Origin of the sequence: uncultured Pontibacter sp., assembly GCF_947495565.1 — a bacterium.
Lineage (GTDB): Bacteria > Bacteroidota > Bacteroidia > Cytophagales > Hymenobacteraceae > Pontibacter.
Genome location: NZ_CANLZM010000017.1, coordinates 44,189 through 64,659 on the forward strand (window position 1 = coordinate 44,189; position 20,471 = coordinate 64,659).

Sequence of the window (20,471 nt, forward strand, 5' to 3'; positions counted from 1 at the left end):
ATTTAAATATTATCAATACTCAGGCGCTGCAGGATAGCTTTGCAAGGCCCCTGGGAGGTAACGTGCAGCTGATGCGGTGTATGCAGCGGGATAGGGAAATAATCACCGGCAGCCAGCATATGCTTTTCGCTGCCGGCGGTAATCTGGCAGGAGCCTTCCAGTATCAGGAATCGCTCATATTCATCGTGGTGCACCTCCTGCTCCGTTTTATCCTTTACCCACACAATGGCCGTTGAGGCTACAGGTGTGTACCCAATTATGCGGGCGTAAATATCGTCCGCATCGTCTGGCTGCACAGCCTCTTCGCTGCTAACCCATTGTTCAAAGTCACGGATGCGCGTTTGGGGTGTCAGGATAGGCGGAGACGATGGAAGCTCCCCTTTTTTCATCCGCTCCAGGTAATCTATGGTGGCAAGCAGCATGGCTTTAACAGTGGCTCTTGGCTTTACGGCTTGTGATTGGGCGTACTGCTCCAGCGCAAGGCTGATTTGCTCGATTTCCTGCTTTACCTGCGGGTGGGCCGCTGCCATTTTTTCCACCTCCAGAATTTCTTCCGGACTGGCCGCCCCCATCACATACAGTTCTAAAACCCCGGATTCTATAAACTCTCTGATAAGGCTCATGCTGGTTTTCCTACCTTTAAATGGATGAATGCCTTTTTCAATACTGCAGTTAATTGCTCAACCGTCATGCTCATTTCTGCTGCTGTCTCCGCACAAGAGCGGCCTTTTAAATAAATCAACTCCAATGCCGTTCTCTCAATGGAGTCAAGCTTGCAAAGGTCGGGCGTTTTTTCTTTCCCTCTATCCGAATTCTCAATTTTATTTAATTGGTCTTTTGGCTTGCTGCCGAGCTTTTTCTTAGCATGAAGTATACTTTCGTACCGGTCAGTCTTGATAGCCTCTAAGGCTAACCCTCTCGCTATGGCCAACCCCCAGGTTAGCAGGCGGTGCTTAGACGTGTCGTAGGTGCCGATGCGGGTCCAGATGGCTACAAACGTTTCTTTTAGAACCTCTTCCGCCACCTCTTGGTCTGCTACAATCCGGCTGATCACTCCCATCATAACCGGCGCATATGCATCGTAAAGCCTGTCCAGCGTCTTCTGCCTGCCTTGCCGGAGAGCGGCCACAATGCTCTGCTCCGTCTCTCCCTGGAAATTATTTTCTGACATATAATATGAATAATATTCAGCTAATATACTTGTCTCCTACTTAGAAACTCTCTTTCATAAGTATAATCTTAACTGGCAGGCGCATCTGTTAACTCCTGCCAGTTAATATACTTTTACCCTGCACTGTAATAATAAGACTAACAAGCAAGGATGTATAACGTTCCGAAATATTTCATTGAGATTAACTGCAATAAACATTTTATTCCCTTAAACATAAATATAACCCACCAATTTTGCATCTACCTTGCTGGTCATCTATAGTATACTCTTCAGAAAAATCAATATATTTGATATTAAACTTTCTATTGTTTAACCTGATGGAGTATCGGCATATTCATTATTGGCAGTATGAGCCCGGCGAAGAGGAAGAGAAAATACTGGAAGCTGCACTGATACTAAGCAATAAGCCTCGGCACGAAAATTTTCTCACTGAAATCGCCTCGTTCATTTCTGAGCACACCGAGGCAAAGTATGTACTTATCGGTCAACTATCAGAAGATCAGCAAAACGTGCACACACTTGTGTTTTTAAAAGACCAGGAGGTATTAGAGAATTATACTTATGCCATAAAAGGCACTCCTTGCGAGGTATCTTTTCTCCAGCGCTTCTGTTATCACCCTTATGATGTAGCTCCTGCTTACCCGGATGATAAGGAGCTACGGGACTTAGCCATTGAAAGCTACCTGGGCAGCATACTTTTATCTGACACAAACGAGCCAATCGGGTTAACAGCACTAATGGACGAGAAACAGATAGAGAAGGCAGCCTTTGCCGAACACCTGATCATAGTTTTAAGCCCTGCGATAGAAGACGAGATAAAGAGGCTCTCTTAAATTATTACCAGTTAACAAGGTATCAATAGCAACCTTTTAAGGGTTGCTACTCTAAAGGTTAAATTGGTAGTTTCAGCAAAAAATCGGATATTCACAGCAAAGGCTCCGGCTACTCTCTTTTGGAGATTTTGTAAATGCTGTTCGATACAACGTTAGTACATCTTAGTATACTTAAGACCATTGCTTTATTTTTAGCATTGGGCTCCGCTCCTATTAATACAACCCTGCATGATTAACTCTGCCAGCCTTTCTACTGAAACGCTTCAAGTATTTGAATCAGTACCCGATTTGTACCTGATCATTTCTCCAGACTACACGATGCTTACAGCTAGTAAACCTTACTTAGAGGCAGCTCTGACTGAACTTGAAGGCATTAAGGGTAAGAATGTATTTGATGTATTTCCTGACAATCCGGTTGTAGCCAATTCAAATGCTACAGCCAGCTTACGCCTCTCACTAGACTGGGTACTGGCAAACAAGCAGCCCCATAAAATGGAGACGCTTCGGTATGATATACCTGTCCCAAACAACAAAGGTACTTTTGTAGAGAGATACTGGAATACTTTAAACTCGCCGGTGCTAAACCAAGCAGGAGAAGTTGCCTACATCATACACAAGGTTGAAGATATAACGGACCCGGAGTTAGCTAAAAAACAGGATAAAGTCAATAAATCGCTGTTAAGCAAACTATACCAGGAACAGTCTATAACAAAGCAGGAACTCACCACAGCACGTGCCGATGCCGAACTTGAAAGAAAAAAGCTGCATAACCTTTTAATGCAGGCACCTGCCATGATCTGCATTTTTGAAGGGCCGCAGCATGTTTTCAAACTTGTTAACCCTTCTTATCAGCAGTTAGTGGGCAGCCGTCCCATACTCGGTAAACCTATTGCCGAGGCCATGCCGGAACTTGCAGGCCAACCAATCTTTGAAATGTTGGATAAGGTGTTTCAAACCGGCGAGACTCTTTACGCTTATGAAATGCAGGTGCAGCTGAACCATAACAATGATGGTGAGCTAGGCCAAAACTATTACAACTTCGTCTACCAAGCCACAAAAAACCTGGAGGGTAAAATAGATGGCATAATGGTTTTTGCTTATGAAGTATCCAGCCTTGTAAACGCACGGCAAGAAGTAGAGAAGCGGGAACACTCGCTGCAGGTACTGAACCTGCAACTAACTATGGCTAATGAAGAAATCAAAGCCGCGAACATTGAGTTATCAAATACACAACAGGCACTTCAGAAGCTCAACCAGGAGCTGGAGGAACGGATAACTACCAGAACCACAGAGCTGGAGCGCGCCAAAGCCGAAACAGAAACACAACGCAACCGCCTGCACCAGCTTTTTATGGATGCCCCGGCTGCCATCTGCATATTAGATGGGCCTGAGCTAGTGTATGAGCTGGTTAACCCAAGCTATTCAGCGTTATTTCCGGAGCGCCAGCTATTAGGGAAACCTATTTTAGAAGCCTTACCCGAAATTGAAAATAACGAAGTATACCGCACTTTTCTGGAAGTATATAATACCGGTGTAACGCGTGTAGAAGAGGAAATGCTGATACCTTTTGTACGGCCTGAAGATGGTAAGCTGGAAAACAGGTACTTTAGGTATGTACAGCAACCACGCTTTGATGAGCATGATCAGGTAGACGGGATTGTAGCCTTTGCGCTTGAAATTACAGAGCAGGTGGAGGCCCGGCATGCAGCAGAACAAAGCGCAGAGCGGTTTAGATTAATAACAGATGCCTTGCCCGTGCTGATTGGCTACCTGGATAAAAATGAAAAATACCAGTTTGCCAATAAGGCGTATGAAACCTGGTTCCCGATAAAATCTGATGACTTGCTGGGCAGACCTGTACGTGATGTGGTTGGTGAAGCAGCTTATGCTGGCGTTAAACAATATATTGAACGCGCACTTGCCGGCGAGCAACTGGACTTCGATGCCAAAATGCCTTACCGGGAGAATTTTGTAAAGCATATCCGCACCAGTTATGTGCCTGATAAAAGAGAAGGCCAGGTACACGGATTTTATACTTTGGTGCATGATATTACCGAGCAGGCGGAGGCGCGCCTACAAGTTGAAGAGAGGGAAAAAGAAGCGCAGGCCCTCACCAGAAAATTAGCGGCCACTAACAAGGAGTTAACTAGTATAAACGAGCAGCTTGTCCGAACCAACGTAGACTTGGATAACTTCATCTATACGGCATCTCACGACCTGAAGGCGCCTATCTATAATATAGAAGGGCTTGTAAAAGTATTGATTGACTCCATTACTGAGAAAGCCCTCACCGCACAGGAACTGAAGCGCGTAACAAGCATGATTGAGGACTCGATTGGGCGCTTTAAACGCACTATTGAGCACCTCACCGAAATTGTAAAACTGCAAAAGGAAAATAACCAAGAGGCTACCACTGTCGATATTGAGGAGGTAATCAATGATATCAGGCTGGACTTGGCGCCACAGTTGGCAGCAGCAGGTGCGCAATTAAAAGTACACTTGGATGGCTGCTCCGCCATACATTTCTCCCAGAAAAACCTCAGGTCAATCATATATAACCTGATATCAAACGCCATTAAATATAGCTCACCTAAACGTAAACCCGAAATTCAGATTAACTGCCACGATGAGGCGGAATATGTGGTGCTAACCGTAAAAGACAACGGATTAGGCATAAGTAACACAGGCAAGCAGAAACTCTTTACGATGTTCGGCCGCCTCCACGACCACGTGGAAGGTTCCGGTATTGGTTTATACATGGTCAAAAAGATTGTGGAGAACGCTTATGGTCATATTGAGGTTGAAAGTGAGGCAGAAGTAGGCTCTACTTTCAGGGTATACCTTAAAAAGTAAGGCAGCTGCGGCTATAATTTTATACTTTAAGCGCAGTCCGACTTTATACTATACTAAGTATGAACCTCAGTCTAAAGCTTTAACTGCTGTTGCGGAATGCAACCAAATTTTGTACTATGGGGTTCATGCGAAAACCTCTTTTGAAGTAGATTCGCTTAATTAAAGTGCAGCAAACTTATTCAGCAAAACATCAGGTAAACCTACGTATATTCCAACTCATACAGTAGCAGAGAAGTAAAACAGTTATCAATAAAACAAAGTATAAAAATAGCCTCTGCTTAACTGTAGCGGCTATTTTTAATTTACTCTCTGCTGATTTTCATCTATATATCTCAGCAGACTTAGTTGTAAATTCAGCTGCTGTAATCTTATCTCCTTTCAAAGCCACTCCCCTGCTGCGCCAGCTTCTATAAAGCTATTTGCATTGCCTGTATTCACACACGCAATCTGCATGTTTTAAAAAATTTTAACAGATGGTGCAATCCAAAGCTACTCGCCTGCTCGTAGGTCTTGCACTACCATAGATTTCTAGAATAAAACTTTGGTAGGTAAAACTTCATCAAATTTATAGAATTATGGAAAAACCAACACAGAAGCAAGAGCAACAGGAGGCCAAAAAAGGATCCGGAATAGTTGTTCCTCAGCGACGTATGTTCTTACGCTATGCCGGCGCCACAGCATTGGCAACTTCATTACTTCTTACCACAACATCCTGCGACGATGACGATGACGGAACCATGACACCTGACCCTGACACGGTTGATCTGGGTTCCGGAGATACAGGTATCTTAAACTATGCCTATGCGCTGGAACAGCTGGAGGCAGCTTTCTATACGCAGGTGGTAGCGCAGTCTTTAGGTATGTTCAGCCAGTCTGAGCAGCAGATCATGCAAGACCTGAAAGGCCATGAAAACATTCACAGAGATTTCTTGAAAGCAGCGCTTGGTAGCGCGGCCATTCCAGATTTAGAGGTAGATTTTTCGTCTGTCAACTTTAACGATAAGGCCAATATCCTGGCAACCGCTAAAACGTTTGAAGACCTTGGCGTTGCTGCCTACAATGGTGCAGGCCAATACTTAGAGGATGCAGGTTTCTTAACGCTAGCAGGCAAAATTGTTTCTGTGGAGGCACGACACGCTGCAGTAATACGCGACCTGATTTCTAATGGCACCTTCTCTGACTCTGCCGACAATAAAGGCTTAGACCCTGCCATGATGCCGGCTGACGTGCTTCAGGCTGCAGCACCATTTATTGTCACAAAAATATCTGCCAACAATTTACCTAAGTAAGGAGACCATAGCCATGAATATATTTAATATAATAAAGGAGATTGAGAAGTTTGACCCGGAAGTGTACGACCGCCTCGACTCAAGAAGAAGCGCCTTTAAAAACTTACGCAGCATAGGCAAAAAAACGGCGCTTGCTGCAGTGCCGCTTGCTTTAGGATCCGTTTTCCAGAAAGCTTACGGCCAGAGCAACAGCATGGTGCTGGAGGTGCTTAACTTTGCGCTAAAGCTAGAGTATTTAGAACGTAACTTCTACACACAAGGCCTAGCCGCATCAGGCCTGATTACAGACAGTGCTGCCAGAGGCGCATTCGAAAAGATCCGTTCTCACGAGGCCGCTCACGTAGATTTGTTGATCTCTACTATCCAAAGCCTGAACGGTACGCCAATCAGCGAACCAACCTTCAACTTCGGTAAAAACTTCCAGGACTGGAATACAAACTACCAAACCTTCCTGACGCTTGCGCAGGCATTTGAAGATACAGGCGTGAGAGCATACAAAGGACAGGCTGGTAACCTGATCAACAACGACACGGTGTTGACGGTTGCTCTGCAGATTCACTCGGTAGAAGCTCGCCATGCTGCCCACGTAAGACGTATGCGCGGCGTTAAAGGCTGGATAGAAGGTGCCGGAGCTAACAGCAATGTTCCTGATGGTGCACAGCCCGTTTATGCCGGAGAAGACAATGTAATGCAAGGAGGAGTGAATGTAACAACTGTAGGTTCGGGCTATTCAGCAGCCATTGCCACAGGAGCATTCGATGAACCGCTTACAAAAGAGCAGGTTGCTCAAATTGTATCTCTTTTTGAATAAAAATGATTATACTTTGCACGCTTTTAATAAAGCTAACCATCTAAACTTAGAGAAGAGCTGCAAGTGCAGCTCTTTTTTTATAGTTAAAGTATGAGCACAATTTGTTGAGGCTATCTATGTTGCAGCAAATTACTTATCGCTCTTATTTTTGACTATAGTTATAGCAGAGGAATCAGCTGGTGGAATAATAGGATTGTTTTTAAAACTTTTTTTTCCAGAAGAAGTTAGTAAGTATGATTCTAAAATATTCTTAATTTTGATAAACTCTAACACGGGGTTATTAATTAAACAGCTGCGTCTCCTTGCCTGATAACCTGACACAAAAGATAAGTGAAGAAGCCTTGGTGGCTCGATTACGTGCTAAGGATAATTTAGCAGTTTCTTTGCTATATGATATGTACAGTGCCACCCTTTACGGTGTTATTCTGCAAATCGTAAAAACAGAGGAAATTGCTGAAGATGTGTTGCAGGAGGCTTTTTTAAAGATCTGGAAGTCTTTTGACCGGTATGATGAGGAAAAGGGCAGGCTGTTTACTTGGATGATAAACATCAGCAGGAATCTGGCAATCGATAAAATCCGCTCGAAAGAGTATCGCATGAGGGTATCCACAGATGCCATTGCACCAGGAGATTATCACAGTGATTTTGGCAGTAACGCGTTTAACCCTGATCATATTGGTTTACGGGATGTGGTGGAAACCCTTAATCCTGACCAAAAAAAGATTATAGACCTAATGTACTTTAAGGGACTGACACAAAGCGAGATTTCTGAAGAGTATAACATCCCGCTGGGTACCGTTAAAACCAGAGCACGAAGCGCTGTAAAGCTTTTATCAAAATTATTTAAGGGAAGTGTCTAACGAAGAATATTTGGCATCCGGAATCCTGGAACTTTATGCAGCCGGTGGTCTTTCTCAAGCAGAGCGTGAGGAAGTAGAACTGCGTGCCGCTAATTCCCCAGAGGTTCGTGCAGCACTGGACGAAGCCTGTGCCGCGATGGAGACTTACGCCCAACTTCATGCTGTAGCTCCAAGACCATACCTCAAAGATAAGATAATGGCTCAAGTGCAGGAAACTAATCCTGTTGCTGCTACACCTGAGCAAAATTCTGAAGCTGCAGTTTATTCACTCCCCCCTGCCGAAGAGACATCTCCTTACAAATGGATGTTTGCCGCCAGTATTGCCTTATTCTTGATTTCAGGATTGCTTAGCTATCATTTCTACAATAAATGGCAGCAGACAGAAGATTTGCTGGCTACTGCGCGCGCATCAGAGCAGCTAATGGCTCAGAATGTGCAAACAACCTCGCTTAGATCTGAGCAGTTACAGGAAACACTTGCCATACTTCGTAACCCCGATTATCAGCCTGTAGAATTGGAAGGTGTGGAAACCCACCCTGACGCTAACATGCTGGTTTACTGGAACCCACAGAACCAGGAGGTTTATATTGATGAACTAACTCTGCCAGCTCCCCCAACAGGCATGCAGTACCAACTTTGGGCCTTAGATAATGGCAACCCGGTAGACGCAGGCATGATTTCCCTTGCTGGCACTACAACAGCTAAGCTTCAAAAAATGAAGCAGATTAGTTCTGCACAGGCGTTTGCAGTTACGCTGGAGCCGATGGGAGGCAGTGTTAACCCGACGCTGGAGCAGCTAATGGTAATGGGCAAGGTAAAGTCTTAAGCGCTTATACTTACACTCTAATCTGTAGACCTAGCAACTCCTTTAGAAAACCCCGAATTTCAGAATAACCTTTCTGATATTTTACTGCCGCTGATGAACAAGTTTTTCCCAAAAGCACAATCCATTGAGCTACTACAGGCCATTCAGACTGCTGCCGTTAAAACTGCTTATGACCACGAGAAGCACAGGCTGATTTTACTCTCGGATGATGCAGAACAGCAGCAGGTAATCTTTCGGTTGCCGCTTGTATTGCCTTATAATCTAGGGGAAGTACCGACTGCTAATGCACAGGTAAATTATGTTGTTCTGCTGATACAGTCAGGTAACTGCGCTTTGGGCTACTTTGAAAACGGTGTAAACCTGGATCATAAAGTTTTCCGATCCTACATGGTCCGGAAAAAGCAGGGCAAGAGCCAGATCAAATACCTCAAAACAAAAGGCAAGTCGAGAGCTGGGTCGCGTGTGCGGCTTGGTGAAACCGTGGAATTCTTTGAGAATATCAACCAACGGCTAAAGTCATACTTTGAGGAGCACCAAATCCATCGGGTTGCCATTAGCTGCTCTAAAACGCTTATCCCCTATCTCTACAACTCCAAAATAGCCACTCCTTTCGATAAGCACGACCCGCGCCTCTATAAAATCCCCAAGCACATCCATACACCCATTTATGAGGTGATGCTGGATGCAAACCGCTTTCTACAACGCGGTGAACTGATTTACGAAGAAGCGCAACAGGATTTTGTGCAGGAACTGCTGACTAAAATTGACTTGCCAGATTCTGATTATAACGAGGAGGAGGATATGTATGATATCTGGGATTGAAGTCTTTCAATCTTTTGGAGGCTTATCAGTTGCAATTCTCAAAGTATAAACTCCCTCCGCAGAAGTTGAATAATTTATACTTTTAGCAGTCCATTCTTACTTTTCAGTCTCTGCCATTACGCGCTTTTTCCAGGGCCAGCCGTCTGCTTCAGGTCGAGGTGTTACCCAACTTTTGGCTCCCCAAGTATAAGGCACTGAAGTCAAATCAACTTCCGGGTCCACAATGGGGTGGCGCGGGTAACCATTTAGGCTGAGGCTGGAGACAGCGTATACTTCCGGGGCTACCATTCCCTGCTTTTTATACTCCCGCTCAAGAAACTGGGCAAACTGCCAGATCATGTCAGGGTGTTTGGGAATCTCCCTTAGCTGCTCCCGCGCCAGGTATTTCTGCAGCCTGACTCTTTCCTGACGCTGCGTGGCCGGATCTTTGACAATATAATAGACAGTGCCGCGCTTGGTACGCAGCATCATTCGCCACGAAAACCGATGGCCTTCCTCAGTCCAGTTCACATCGCCCGGAATAAAAAAATGCCGCAGCGGAAACAGCAGTTGCCAACCCAGGTAAAGTATAAAAAACTGCACGCCCAGCCGCTGTTGCCAGCCTGGCTGCTTCAGTGGCTCACGCTGCAAAGCTATCAGGTTTAGCTCTTTTCTGAAAAACCAACGGGCAATCTGCTCCGGACTGAAAAAAAGCACGTTGGCCGCAATCATAAAGTATGGAAACACCCCAACATGAAACACGGCCGAGTTAAAGATATGAAAAACGAAAGCTACCCAAAAAGCAGCCATCCGCGTACGGGGCCACAACAAGGCAAAGCCGATCAAGAAGTCAAATACAATGCCGCCCCAAACCACCAGCTCTATCATAAAAGGCGTGTTGAGGTATGGGCCGATGACATAAAAGTGGGTTTTATTGGCCATCCAGATGCTCATGGACTTTGCCGCCAGCCAGTCTGGCTGCAACTTTGCCACGCCAGCATAAAAGTATACAAACAGCAGCTGCACCCTGAACAGCCAAAGCGTCCACTGAGGTGCTACGTCACTCTCCAGCTCCGGTTTCCGCCGCACATCCATCGACAGTTTACGGTGTGCCGGCAGCAGCACCATTAAGCCGCTGATCAGGAAGATAAGGTAATGGTGGTTGAGGTAATGTGTTTTTTCAGAGAAGAAGCCGTAGCCGAACAGCAGGAAGAAAAGAAACGCTGAGATTTTATAGCGCCAGCCAACCATTATCAGGAAACCCAGCAGCGCCATCAGCAAGAATACGTACACCATGCCGTAGCCAGGTAAGGGCTTTATCCACTCCAGCCCAATGTAACCGAAATGGTAGGTGGGCTCCACATAATGCTCCTGCACCCAGTTGATGAGCACCGCCCCCACTCCCTCGCAAAACATAAGCAAGCCGAACAGAATCCGGAAATAAACCAGCGGATAGATGCCTATCGGCTTCAGGAGCTTTTGATATAATTTCATAGGCTGCAGTGGCTACATAATGAGGGCTTTGGGTTCAGTACGGAGATAAATCTGGTACCGTTAATGCAAATTAAGCAGATATTCCAATCTATGGTTATCTGTTTATACCATTACTTAATGAGCGCCTGCAATTTATAGTTTGTTACAGTGAGAAGTACAGGCAAACAAATATATACTACACTGTTAAACAACCACTTAACTAACATTACAACTTTAATTATAATGAAGCTTACAGCTAAGTTTAACAATTTCTTAAACCGTTTTTCCCGCCATTGGTGGTGTTTTTCACCAACAACCAACATGCAGATGCTGTAAATCTTGCTGGTGAGAACACGCAGCAAGGGCAGGCAGTTTAGTATTAATAAACTCTAAACAGGCTCAATTTCTTAAACCGTTTTTTTTTAGCACTAAAGTATTAAGAATGATAATAGAAGCTATTCTTCGGCAGCAATTACCTTAAAGCCGATTAAAATGAAAGAGCCTCCTGCCACGGTAATCTTATGTCACCGAGGCGGGAGGTTCTATTCTAATTTTAATCCTATTTTGGATAAATAACTGCCCCTTATCTTATATTGCTGGGTCTGCAGGTGTATTTGGGTTATTCAATCGTTCCTGATCTGGGTAAGGATAAAAATTCCTGTTACGTTCAGACGTATTTTCAGGCGGGCCCGGACGGTTAAAGCGTCGGCTGTCTTCCCACTTCTGGCCTGTTAAGTATAACTCGGCAGAACGCTGTTTGTACACTTCCAGCAAAAGTGCTTCTCTAGTAACAGGGCCAGTATAGGCTGGCAAACCCGCATTTACCCCAACAGGATCTCCGGACGTTTGCGTTCTAACTGCATTGATCAGTGCTAATGCCTCTTCCAAAGAACCGTCGCTGCGAAGTATAGCCTCTGCTTTAATCAACTTCATCTCATCCGGAATGTAAATGGGAATAAAAGAAGTCTGCGAATTAAAGAATCCCGCCAGGTCGCGAACCGGATCTCCGTTCACCAGCACTGCAGGGCCTGTTAAATAAAAATTCCCACGTGCATCTCCTTCTTCAAAAAGCGCTGCTGGCAACCCGAAATTATCACGCGGCTTAAAATAGTTAAGGCCGTTGATATTTGTGGCGTTGTAAATTGGGTTGATGCTTAATGTACTATACTCATAAGACGATACACTGGCCAGATTGACAAGATTGGCGTTTGCAATGGCTGCCGCATAGTTGCCTGCATACAAGTTATACCTGGCATTCATGGCATAGAGCGTGTTTTTCAGGTCTAATGATGACCCTCCCACCAATCTTCTAAACTCATCAGAAGCAGGGTTCGCATCCAGCAATGCAATTCCCTGGTTAAGGTGTGAGATTGCCTCCTCAAGCACCTCCGTTCTTGGCCTGAATTCAGGCTTCATGGTTGTGCTGGTTTCGGTGTTCGCCTGCTCAAAAGCGGTTGCCAAAGTACCTAGTGCCATAGCCCGGAATAAGTGCGCTTGTGCCAGAATACCGCTTAGCGTACCGCCCGTAAGAGTTGTAATATTTGGCGCGTTTTCGAGAATCTGATCACTCATTAGCATGGTGCGCTGCATTCTGGACCATATGCCCAGCACGTTTCCGTTAAAAGTTGGCAATGCAGTGCCACCGGCTTCCAGTTCCAGAACGTTTGTGAACGTGGCAACGCCTTTCAACTCACGGCCGGTCACGCCAGGGTACAGGTAAGCCGCCTCTATGCCGGAGGTAGAGTAATACTGTCTCAGGCCTACACTTAAAGCAACAATGCCCTCACGGGTTGATAGCACCTCCAGGTCGCTGGCCGCATTTGGGTTTGGAATATCAAGGTCGCACCCGCTTGTTAGCAGAAGGCAACTTGATAGCACCCCGATTTTGAAGTATGAAGTTATATTTTTCATATGAATTTCTAGTTGAAGTTAAGAGGATTAGAAGGACACCTGAACACCTAAAGCGTAGGTTCTTGGTATCGGAACCTCCACAAAGTCAAAACCTCTAACGGCGTTTGTCTGCCCAGCTGCGTTAACTTCAGGATCATAGCCACTGTAGTCATCAATAGAAAACAGGTTGCGGCCGGCAAGCGTTAAACGCAGGTTGTTGTTACCCAAGAAGGCAGGTTGAAAGACATAAGCCAGCGAAACCTCTCTTAGCTTAATGTAGGAACCGTCTTCGATGTAATTTTCGAAAATACTGAACAAAGCCGCTGAAGTACCCTTTGGCACCTCACCTCTAAGCTCTGGCTCGTAGCCGGCAAGGCCTCCATACAAATCACGCTCACCAACACGGCGTGTAAAGTTGAAGACATCAAACCCGTAAGCGGCATCAAACTGGGTACGGAAAGAGAAGTTTTTCCCGAAAGAAAGTTCGTTTACCCATGATCCCGTCCAGTCCGGATTAGGATCTCCTATCACTTTCGGTACTGTGGCACCTGCTGGCTGACCGGTTTCAGGGTTTCGCCCTACACGTTCCGGCTGTGGTAAGCCTGCAGCATTCAGCAACAGCGACCCATCTGGGTTGCGGGCAAAGTATGTGCTGTAAAATGCACCGATCGGATAACCGTCTACAGCGGCAACCTGCCCAAAGCCACCCGGGAAGGTAAGTACGCCTCCAGGTATGTTGTTTACTTCGTTTCTGTTTCTGGAATAGATGATGGTAGAGGTCCATTTTACATTCTCCTGCTGCACAGGTGCACCAGTCAGCATCAGTTCAAATCCTTTGTTGGTCATGGTACCTACGTTTGCATACTGGTTCAGGAAACCGGAAGAGGGATTCAGGTTAACAAACAACAGCAGGTCTTCAACATCCTTGTTGTAGTAAGAAAACTCCAGGCCAAGTCTGCCGTCTAGCAGGCTCATGTCCAGACCAAGCTCAGTCTCAACCTGTCTTTCCGGTTTTATACTTGTGTTGCCAAGCAGTGAAGGTGACACAACACCAGGCAAACCAGGCAAGGCTACAGGAGTATAGTTTGTGTAACGGTCAAAAGCACGGATGGCTGTAAGGTTACCCGCCTGACCATAAGAGGCTCTAAGCTTCAGGATAGGAATAACACTGGATAAGTTCTGCCAGAATTTTTCGTTGGAAATGAGGTAACTACCACTGACTTTAGGGTAAAACTGCCATCTGTTCTCCTCTCCGAATACGGAAGACACATCATAGCGGCCAGCTCCTGTAATAAACAGGCGATCTCCTATACCAAAGGTCTGCTGCGCAAAAAAGCCTAGTATGTTTATCTCACTACGCTCTTCCCCGGAAACAATTCTTGCACCGGTTGTGATGCGTGTAATCGGGCCAAGCTGTGTAGCAGTTGTTCCGGTGCCATAGTATTTCTCTACCTGTGCGGTTGCCCCCACACCAGTCGTAGACTCCAACCAGTCTGCCAGCATAGTTCTGTAAGATACATTCAGGTCGTTGTTGAGCAGGTAGGAAGTCCGATCGGCGCGGCGTGAGTAGCCCGTTTCGTAGGAAGGAGTAGTGTTACCCACCGGAATAAAACCAGTGGCGATCTGTGTTGCGTTATCGTAACCTAAAACGTAATTTATGTTCAGGTTTTCGATGGGCGTAAGCATTACCTGAAAATCACCGATAAAACGGTTCGTTCGCTGTTCAAAATCGAACCGGTTAATTGCCTCTAGCGGGTTTGTTCGTCTAAGTATAGCCGTTGGTGCTGTAGATGGGTAAACACCTGTTACAGGGTCCGGGTCGGGGTTGATAAAGTTATTGCTGAAGATAAACCCTGTTAGCGCTCCGTAAGCCTCGCTCAAACCTCCGTTCGGTATCTCTTCGCTGGTGCTTAAAGTATAGTTCGCGCCCATCGAAATAGATATCCAGTTGTTCAGTGTCTGGTCAATACGCAGGCGGGCACCTCCCCTGTTAAAGTTCGTGTTATCTATTATACCTTGGTTCTTCAGGTAGTTTCCGCTCAGAAAATACTGTGTGTTAGCGCTACCTCCTGAAACTGAAATATTGTTTTCTGTGCCGAAAGCAGTCCGGAAAATTTTGTCCTGATAATCATAACGCTGCACCGGCTCCTGTGTTTGGTCCGCACGGTCTGTATTCACAAAGCGGAAAGGATAATCGTTGTAATCTAAAGTTTTGCGCACTTCGCTTACTCTAAGCTGTGTGGAGGCAACTACTTTAGGCTTTCCCTCTTTGCCACGTTTGGTAAATATCTGCACAACACCATTGCTGGCCCTCGACCCGTAGATAGCTGCAGCCGCCGCACCTTTTATAATCTCAATCCGGTCAATATCATTTGGGTTAATATCCACTAAACGGTTTTGCGCATACCCTCCCAAGTCAATCAGTTCCGGTGAGCTGTTGTTGATGATGACACCGTCTACAATATAAAGAGGATCTCCGGAGCCTACTACCGTACTTGTACCTCGTAAGCGCACACTGATGCCGCCTGCAGGGTTACCGGAGTTCTGAGAGATTTGGGCACCTGCCACTTTCCCGGCCAATGCCTGATCCACGGAAGTAGCCACACTATTCTCCAGCGCAGCTGCAGACACGGTAGAAATAGCATTGCCTAACTGCTTCTTGCTGGTAGCTACGGAAGTACCGGTAACAACCACCTCATCCAAACCCACAATGTCTTCGCTTAGCTGCACATCAACCGACGCGCTTTCGGCGGCTCCCAATGCCACAGACCTTTTTTCAGGCTTAAAACCCAAAAAAGAAAACGTTAGCTGATAAGTACCTGCCGGCAGGTTAGCAACTAAGCTATACTTACCTGCGCCATCAGTGGCTGTGGCGTTGTTACTGTTTTGAAACTTAACCACCACACCCGGAAGCGGGCTTTTTGTTCGGGCGTCAGTTACTGTACCCGTAACAGTGTAGCGTGTGCTCTGCGCAAATACCCATTGGCTGGTAAGGGCCAGCAGGAGCATACACAGCAAGGCGGACTTGATACAAGCCCTCCCTCTAAAGTAAATTTTCCCCATAGCAATCTTGATTAGAACTGTTTATATAAATTTAAAAAGACTCTCTGTTCTGCTACTCCGGCAAGCTGATTTTACCCATATGCACAGACGGTACACGATCCTGGCCTGCCCCAAAATTCGTTTGCTCTCCTACCAGGCACTCATTTGCTAATGTGGCAAAAAGTACGGCTTCTTTGGCATCCGGAGAAACGCCAAGTTCAGCTGTATTCCTGACAGTAACATGTTCAATCATCTCATTTATATTCTGAATCAGCAGAGGATTGTGCATGCCTCCACCGCTTAAGAAAATCTCAAACTGCCCGCCTTTAATTGACCTGGAAATAGCCTCGCAGATAGCAACAGCAGAAAAGCGGTTTAAAGTGGCCATGACATCCTCAGGAGACAAGTGTGCTGTGTCAGATTTTTGCATGGCTCTTTGCAGATAATCCAGGTTAAACAACTCAGGACCTGTTGTTTTCGGAAAGCCGTAATCAAAAAACGGATCGTCCAGTAAGGCGTCCAGTAAGGCGGGGTTGTAGTCTCCTTTTAGCGCCACCTCAGAATCTGCATCGTACTGCTTTCCTGGAAACACAGATTGTATATAAGCATCCATCAATGTGTTACCTGGGCCAACATCTGTGGAAAAAATACGACTGGTGTTTAAGTCTCCTGGCAGGAAAGTGAAGTTGGCTATACCTCCTATGTTAAGCATAATCCGGTTTTGCCCTTTTTCAGAAAAAAGCAGGAAGTCGCCGTACACAGCCAATGGAGCACCTTCGCCACCGGCGGCAATATGCTTTTGCCTGAAATCGCTGAGGGTGATAATTCCGGTTTTCACGGCAATATGATCTCCGTCTCCTATCTGTAAGGTGGCATTGGGCATTCCCTCAGTTTTGTGCAGCGAGGCTGGTGCATGGTAAATTGTTTGCCCATGGCTGGCAATAACATCAACCTCTGACGCTTTTACGTGCCATTTTAGCAGGCAGGCGTTGATTAGCTCCGCATGAAAACTGCCAATGTAAGCATTCATCAGGCACACTTTTTCCAAATCTACCTGTCTTTTAGAGAAAATGGCTTTCACCTCTTGCTTAAAAGAAGCTTCATAAGGCATGGTGGCAAATTCGCGGACATTTATCTGAGTTTGCGTGCCATGTCCGGTAAACTCGCAAAGCGCAATATCAAGCCCATCCAAAGAAGTACCTGACATTAAACCAATAATTACTCTTTTATCCTTCTTTACTACTTCAAACAGACGGTTTAAACCTTTATTCATAAGAGTTTTGCTGTAAAACAGACTCAGCTGTATTAAGATGATTACAAGCCATAGGAGTTAACTATGGCAATTTTGAGTTGAAGCTATACAAATTCAAAAAGACTTAATATATATACAGGCTAATTTATTTAACAATTTTCTGTGGCACTTCTCTACTGCTTTTACTACATCAAACTTGTAATGGATTATGTCAACCGAAAATCTATATACGTGTATTAATTCAGATAAAGTATGAAATAAAAAAACTGCCTCTTTCTATAGCTGATTAGCAGCATAAAATGCTTTTTAGCAGCCATAATTTTAACTCAAAAGCTGTAGAAAAGCGATAAACTATACTTCTATACTTTTAAACCGGAACCGGTAAAACTAAGTACATGGCATGTATCGGCAGCTGCTTAAATACCTCATCACAACTTAATTACAGCTTGGAGCCAGGGCATTCCGTAAGAGAATAAAGTTCATTAATAAAGCTTGTTAACCTACTAGCATGCGTGAAAATCAAGAAATAATTGCCTCAGAACCTTTAAATCTGGATAACCCCAAAGCCTGGCACAGTCTGCAGGCATCTCAGGTTTTGGAGATACTTCAGGTTTCTTCGGAGAAGGGTTTGAGTGATGAGGAAGTGGCAAAGCGAAGAGAGCAATTCGGCCGCAACATTATGACGCCCAAAAAGCAGCAGAGTGCTTTTATCCGGTTCCTGCTGCAGTTTCATCAGCCACTGATCTATATCTTACTCGCTGCCACCATAGTTACAGTTCTTTTAGAGGAGTATATCGATGCCATTGTAATATTTGCTGTCGTGTTTATCAACGCTATTATCGGTTATGTGCAAGAGTCTAAAGCGTTAGAAGCCATTGATGCGTTGGCTAAAAGTATGACCGCCAGAGCGCAGGTGATCCGTAACGGCAAAAAACAGCAGCTAGATGCGCGCGATCTTGTGCCGGGCGATGTGATACTGGTTCAGTCGGGTGATAAATTCCCGGCTGATGTACGCCTGGTGCACATACGGGATCTGAAGGTAGATGAGTCGGCCTTAACCGGGGAGTCAGTGGCGGTAGAAAAGGAAAACGCTCCGGTAGCAGCCGACGACGTGTTAGGCGACCGTGTCGGTATGGGCTTTTCGTCCACGGTGGTAACCTATGGCCAGGGCAAAGGTGTTGTTACCGCCACCGGCGACCATACGGAAGTCGGCAAAATACAACAGTCTATTGCAGGTGCGCAGGACCTGGAGACACCGCTCACCATAAAGATCAAAGAATTTAGCCGCCTTCTGCTGTGGGTAATTCTTGGTCTATCAGCCGTTGTGTTCGTTGTGGAGTATTTGCGCGGCGCTGGGATAGGCGAAACTTTTATGGTGGCTGTGGCCTTGGCTGTGGGTGCCATACCAGAAGGGTTACCTGTGGCGGTTACAATCATGTTGGCACTGGGCGTTTCTAAAATGGCAAAACGGAGGGCTATCATCCGCAAATTGGTAGCAGTTGAGACACTGGGCAGCACCAATGTTATCTGCTCCGACAAAACCGGCACACTCACCGAAAACCAGATGACGGTGCAGCAGATTGTGGCTGGCGGCATAAAGTATACTGTATCAGGTATAGGATATCGCCCGGCTGGAGAAATTTTAGAATATGAGCAGCAGGTTGACATTACTACCAATACAGCTTTAGAGCAATGCCTGACAGCCGGTATACTTTGCAACGACAGCACTTTAAAAGAGAAAGATGAACAGTGGACTATAGAAGGTGACCCTACAGAGGGCGCCTTGATAGTGGCAGCTCAAAAAGGTAAACTTAAAGCTCAGAAGCTAGATCAGGACTTACCTCGTAAAGATGTCATCCCTTTTGAGTCGGAATACCAGTACATGGCCACGCTGCACGGCGGCCAACAGCCTGTGATTTACTTAAAAGGTTCGGTAGAGGCTATTCTGGAGCGCAGCAGTAAAGCAATGCTGCCAAGCGGCGATATGGAAGAGCTGAACCGCGAAGAGATTAACCAGCAAGTAGAGCAGATGGCCAGTGAGGGGCTACGTATTTTAGCTTTTGCCAGGGCCGAAGTATCAGATGGCACAACCACTATCGACCATACCCATACAAATTCGGGTATGGTGTTTTTAGGGCTGCAGGGCATGATAGACCCACCTCGCCAGGAAGCAGTAGAGGCTGTAAAACTCTGCCAGCGCGCAGGGATAGATGTAAAAATGATTACCGGCGACCATGCTATCACCGCTGCGGCCATTGCCAGTCAAATCGGTTTAAAGGGCCGCCTGGAGAAGGGTAAATTAGTAGCCATTACCGGCAAAGAACTGCAGCAGATTGAAGACGAGAGTTTAAAAGATGTCGCTGAGAGCATTTCCGTATTCGCCCGTGTTGCCCCGGACCAAAAACTACGTCTGGTAAAGGCGTTGCAGGCCCGCAACCACATAGTAGCCATGACCGGAGACGGTGTGAATGACGGCCCTGCCCTGAAACAGGCAAACATCGGAATAGCCATGGGAATTACCGGCACAGACGTAGCCAAAGATGCTTCCGATATGGTACTGACTGATGATAATTTCTCTTCCATAGAAGGAGCTGTGGAGGAAGGCAGAAGTGTTTTTGATAACCTGACCAAATTTATCGTCTGGACTCTGCCTACCAACCTGGGAGAAGGACTGGTTATACTTGCCGCAGTTATACTTGGGTCAAAGCTGCCAGTGCAGCCTGTGCAGCTGCTTTGGATAAACATGACTACAGCCATACTGCTGGGGCTTACGCTTGCCTTCGAGCCCAAAGAACCTGGCATCATGGACCGTCCGCCGCGCCCCTCGAATGAACCTGTACTTACCTTTGAGCTTATCATGCGCACTTTACTGGTAGGCACATTGCTGCTTATCGCATCGTTCGGTTTATACTTGTACGAGGTCGATCAGGGCGCTACAACAGCCCAAGCACAGACTGTAGCCACAACCGTATTTGTGATTTTAGAGGCATTTTACCTGCTAAGTTGCCGCTCGTTGGTCCGGCCGATGCAGGAGATAGGGTTATTTTCTAACATGTGGGTCTATTACGGCATAGCCGCTATGCTTTGTCTGCAGGCACTGTTTATATATACTCCTTTTATGAATACCCTTTTCAGTTCCAGTCCGCTGGATGCTATGCAGCTGCTACGAATTTTTGGTGCCGGTGTGCTATTGCTTACAATCGTATCCATTGAAAAGTATATGCGGTTCAAAACTTCAAATCGCAGAAAAGGAAAAAATGCACCGAGCAACTAAAACTTGAAGTATAAAGCAAAAGCCACCAAGTACTTATAGCACTTGGTGGCTTTTAAAAGAAGCTGTTTAGAATTACTGGTTATAAGACCTACACGC

Annotated in this window: 14 protein-coding genes; 8 read left to right on the forward strand and 6 right to left on the reverse strand. The window is 45.9% G+C overall.

Annotated features, from left to right (window positions below; all coding sequences use genetic code 11):
• Positions 1-2 precede the first annotated feature (2 nt).
• Complete coding sequence (locus tag Q1B04_RS18175; RefSeq protein ID WP_299761671.1) at positions 3-623, reverse strand: cupin domain-containing protein; 621 nt, start codon at positions 621-623, stop codon at positions 3-5.
• The gene (locus Q1B04_RS18180; RefSeq protein ID WP_299761674.1) at positions 620-1,171 is read right to left on the reverse strand and encodes a sigma-70 family RNA polymerase sigma factor; all 552 of its coding nucleotides are present in this window, start codon (positions 1,169-1,171) and stop codon (positions 620-622) included. The genes Q1B04_RS18175 and Q1B04_RS18180 overlap by 4 nt, the downstream gene beginning before the upstream one ends.
• Before the next feature lie 317 nt (positions 1,172-1,488).
• Between Q1B04_RS18180 and Q1B04_RS18185 the strand changes: the two genes are divergently transcribed.
• The 7 genes from Q1B04_RS18185 (at position 1,489) to Q1B04_RS18215 (ending at position 9,465) form a co-directional block, all read left to right on the forward strand.
• A complete protein-coding gene (locus Q1B04_RS18185; protein WP_299761676.1) occupies positions 1,489-2,004 on the forward strand; it encodes a hypothetical protein in 516 nt (171 codons plus the stop codon).
• A 228-nt stretch (positions 2,005-2,232) separates the two neighbouring features.
• On the forward strand, positions 2,233-4,857 hold the full coding sequence (locus tag Q1B04_RS18190) for a PAS domain-containing protein (protein ID WP_299761678.1): 2,625 nt from the start codon (positions 2,233-2,235) through the stop codon (positions 4,855-4,857).
• 575 nt (positions 4,858-5,432) lie between these two features.
• Positions 5,433-6,146: a ferritin-like domain-containing protein gene (locus Q1B04_RS18195; RefSeq protein ID WP_299761680.1), complete on the forward strand. Its 714-nt coding sequence runs from the start codon at positions 5,433-5,435 to the stop codon at positions 6,144-6,146.
• A 13-nt stretch (positions 6,147-6,159) separates the two neighbouring features.
• Entirely contained in the window at positions 6,160-6,957 is a 798-nt protein-coding gene (locus tag Q1B04_RS18200) for a ferritin-like domain-containing protein (protein ID WP_299761682.1), read from the forward strand.
• A gap of 302 nt (positions 6,958-7,259) precedes the next feature.
• The gene (locus Q1B04_RS18205) at positions 7,260-7,817 is read left to right on the forward strand and encodes a sigma-70 family RNA polymerase sigma factor (protein ID WP_299761684.1); all 558 of its coding nucleotides are present in this window, start codon (positions 7,260-7,262) and stop codon (positions 7,815-7,817) included.
• Positions 7,810-8,643: an anti-sigma factor gene (locus Q1B04_RS18210; RefSeq protein ID WP_299761686.1), complete on the forward strand. Its 834-nt coding sequence runs from the start codon at positions 7,810-7,812 to the stop codon at positions 8,641-8,643. The genes Q1B04_RS18205 and Q1B04_RS18210 overlap by 8 nt, the downstream gene beginning before the upstream one ends.
• Before the next feature lie 93 nt (positions 8,644-8,736).
• Complete coding sequence (locus tag Q1B04_RS18215) at positions 8,737-9,465, forward strand: hypothetical protein (protein ID WP_299761688.1); 729 nt, start codon at positions 8,737-8,739, stop codon at positions 9,463-9,465.
• 96 nt (positions 9,466-9,561) lie between these two features.
• On the opposite strand, the gene Q1B04_RS18220 is transcribed toward Q1B04_RS18215, so the two are convergent.
• The 4 genes from Q1B04_RS18220 to Q1B04_RS18235 form a co-directional block, all read right to left on the reverse strand.
• Positions 9,562-10,938, reverse strand: a complete 1,377-nt coding sequence (locus Q1B04_RS18220; protein WP_299761689.1) for an HTTM domain-containing protein — start codon at positions 10,936-10,938, stop codon at positions 9,562-9,564.
• A 567-nt stretch (positions 10,939-11,505) separates the two neighbouring features.
• On the reverse strand, positions 11,506-12,828 hold the full coding sequence (locus tag Q1B04_RS18225; protein WP_299761692.1) for a RagB/SusD family nutrient uptake outer membrane protein: 1,323 nt from the start codon (positions 12,826-12,828) through the stop codon (positions 11,506-11,508).
• Between the two features lie 27 nt (positions 12,829-12,855).
• Positions 12,856-15,816 carry a SusC/RagA family TonB-linked outer membrane protein gene (locus Q1B04_RS18230; RefSeq protein WP_299761694.1) on the reverse strand — a complete coding sequence of 987 codons (2,961 nt, stop codon included), beginning with the start codon at positions 15,814-15,816 and terminating at the stop codon, positions 12,856-12,858.
• A 106-nt stretch (positions 15,817-15,922) separates the two neighbouring features.
• A complete protein-coding gene (locus tag Q1B04_RS18235) occupies positions 15,923-17,122 on the reverse strand; it encodes an anhydro-N-acetylmuramic acid kinase (RefSeq protein WP_299761696.1) in 1,200 nt (399 codons plus the stop codon).
• Between the two features lie 487 nt (positions 17,123-17,609).
• On the opposite strand from Q1B04_RS18235, the gene Q1B04_RS18240 reads away from it, so the two are divergent.
• Entirely contained in the window at positions 17,610-20,375 is a 2,766-nt protein-coding gene (locus Q1B04_RS18240) for a cation-transporting P-type ATPase (protein ID WP_299761698.1), read from the forward strand.
• Positions 20,376-20,471: the final 96 nt, after the last annotated feature.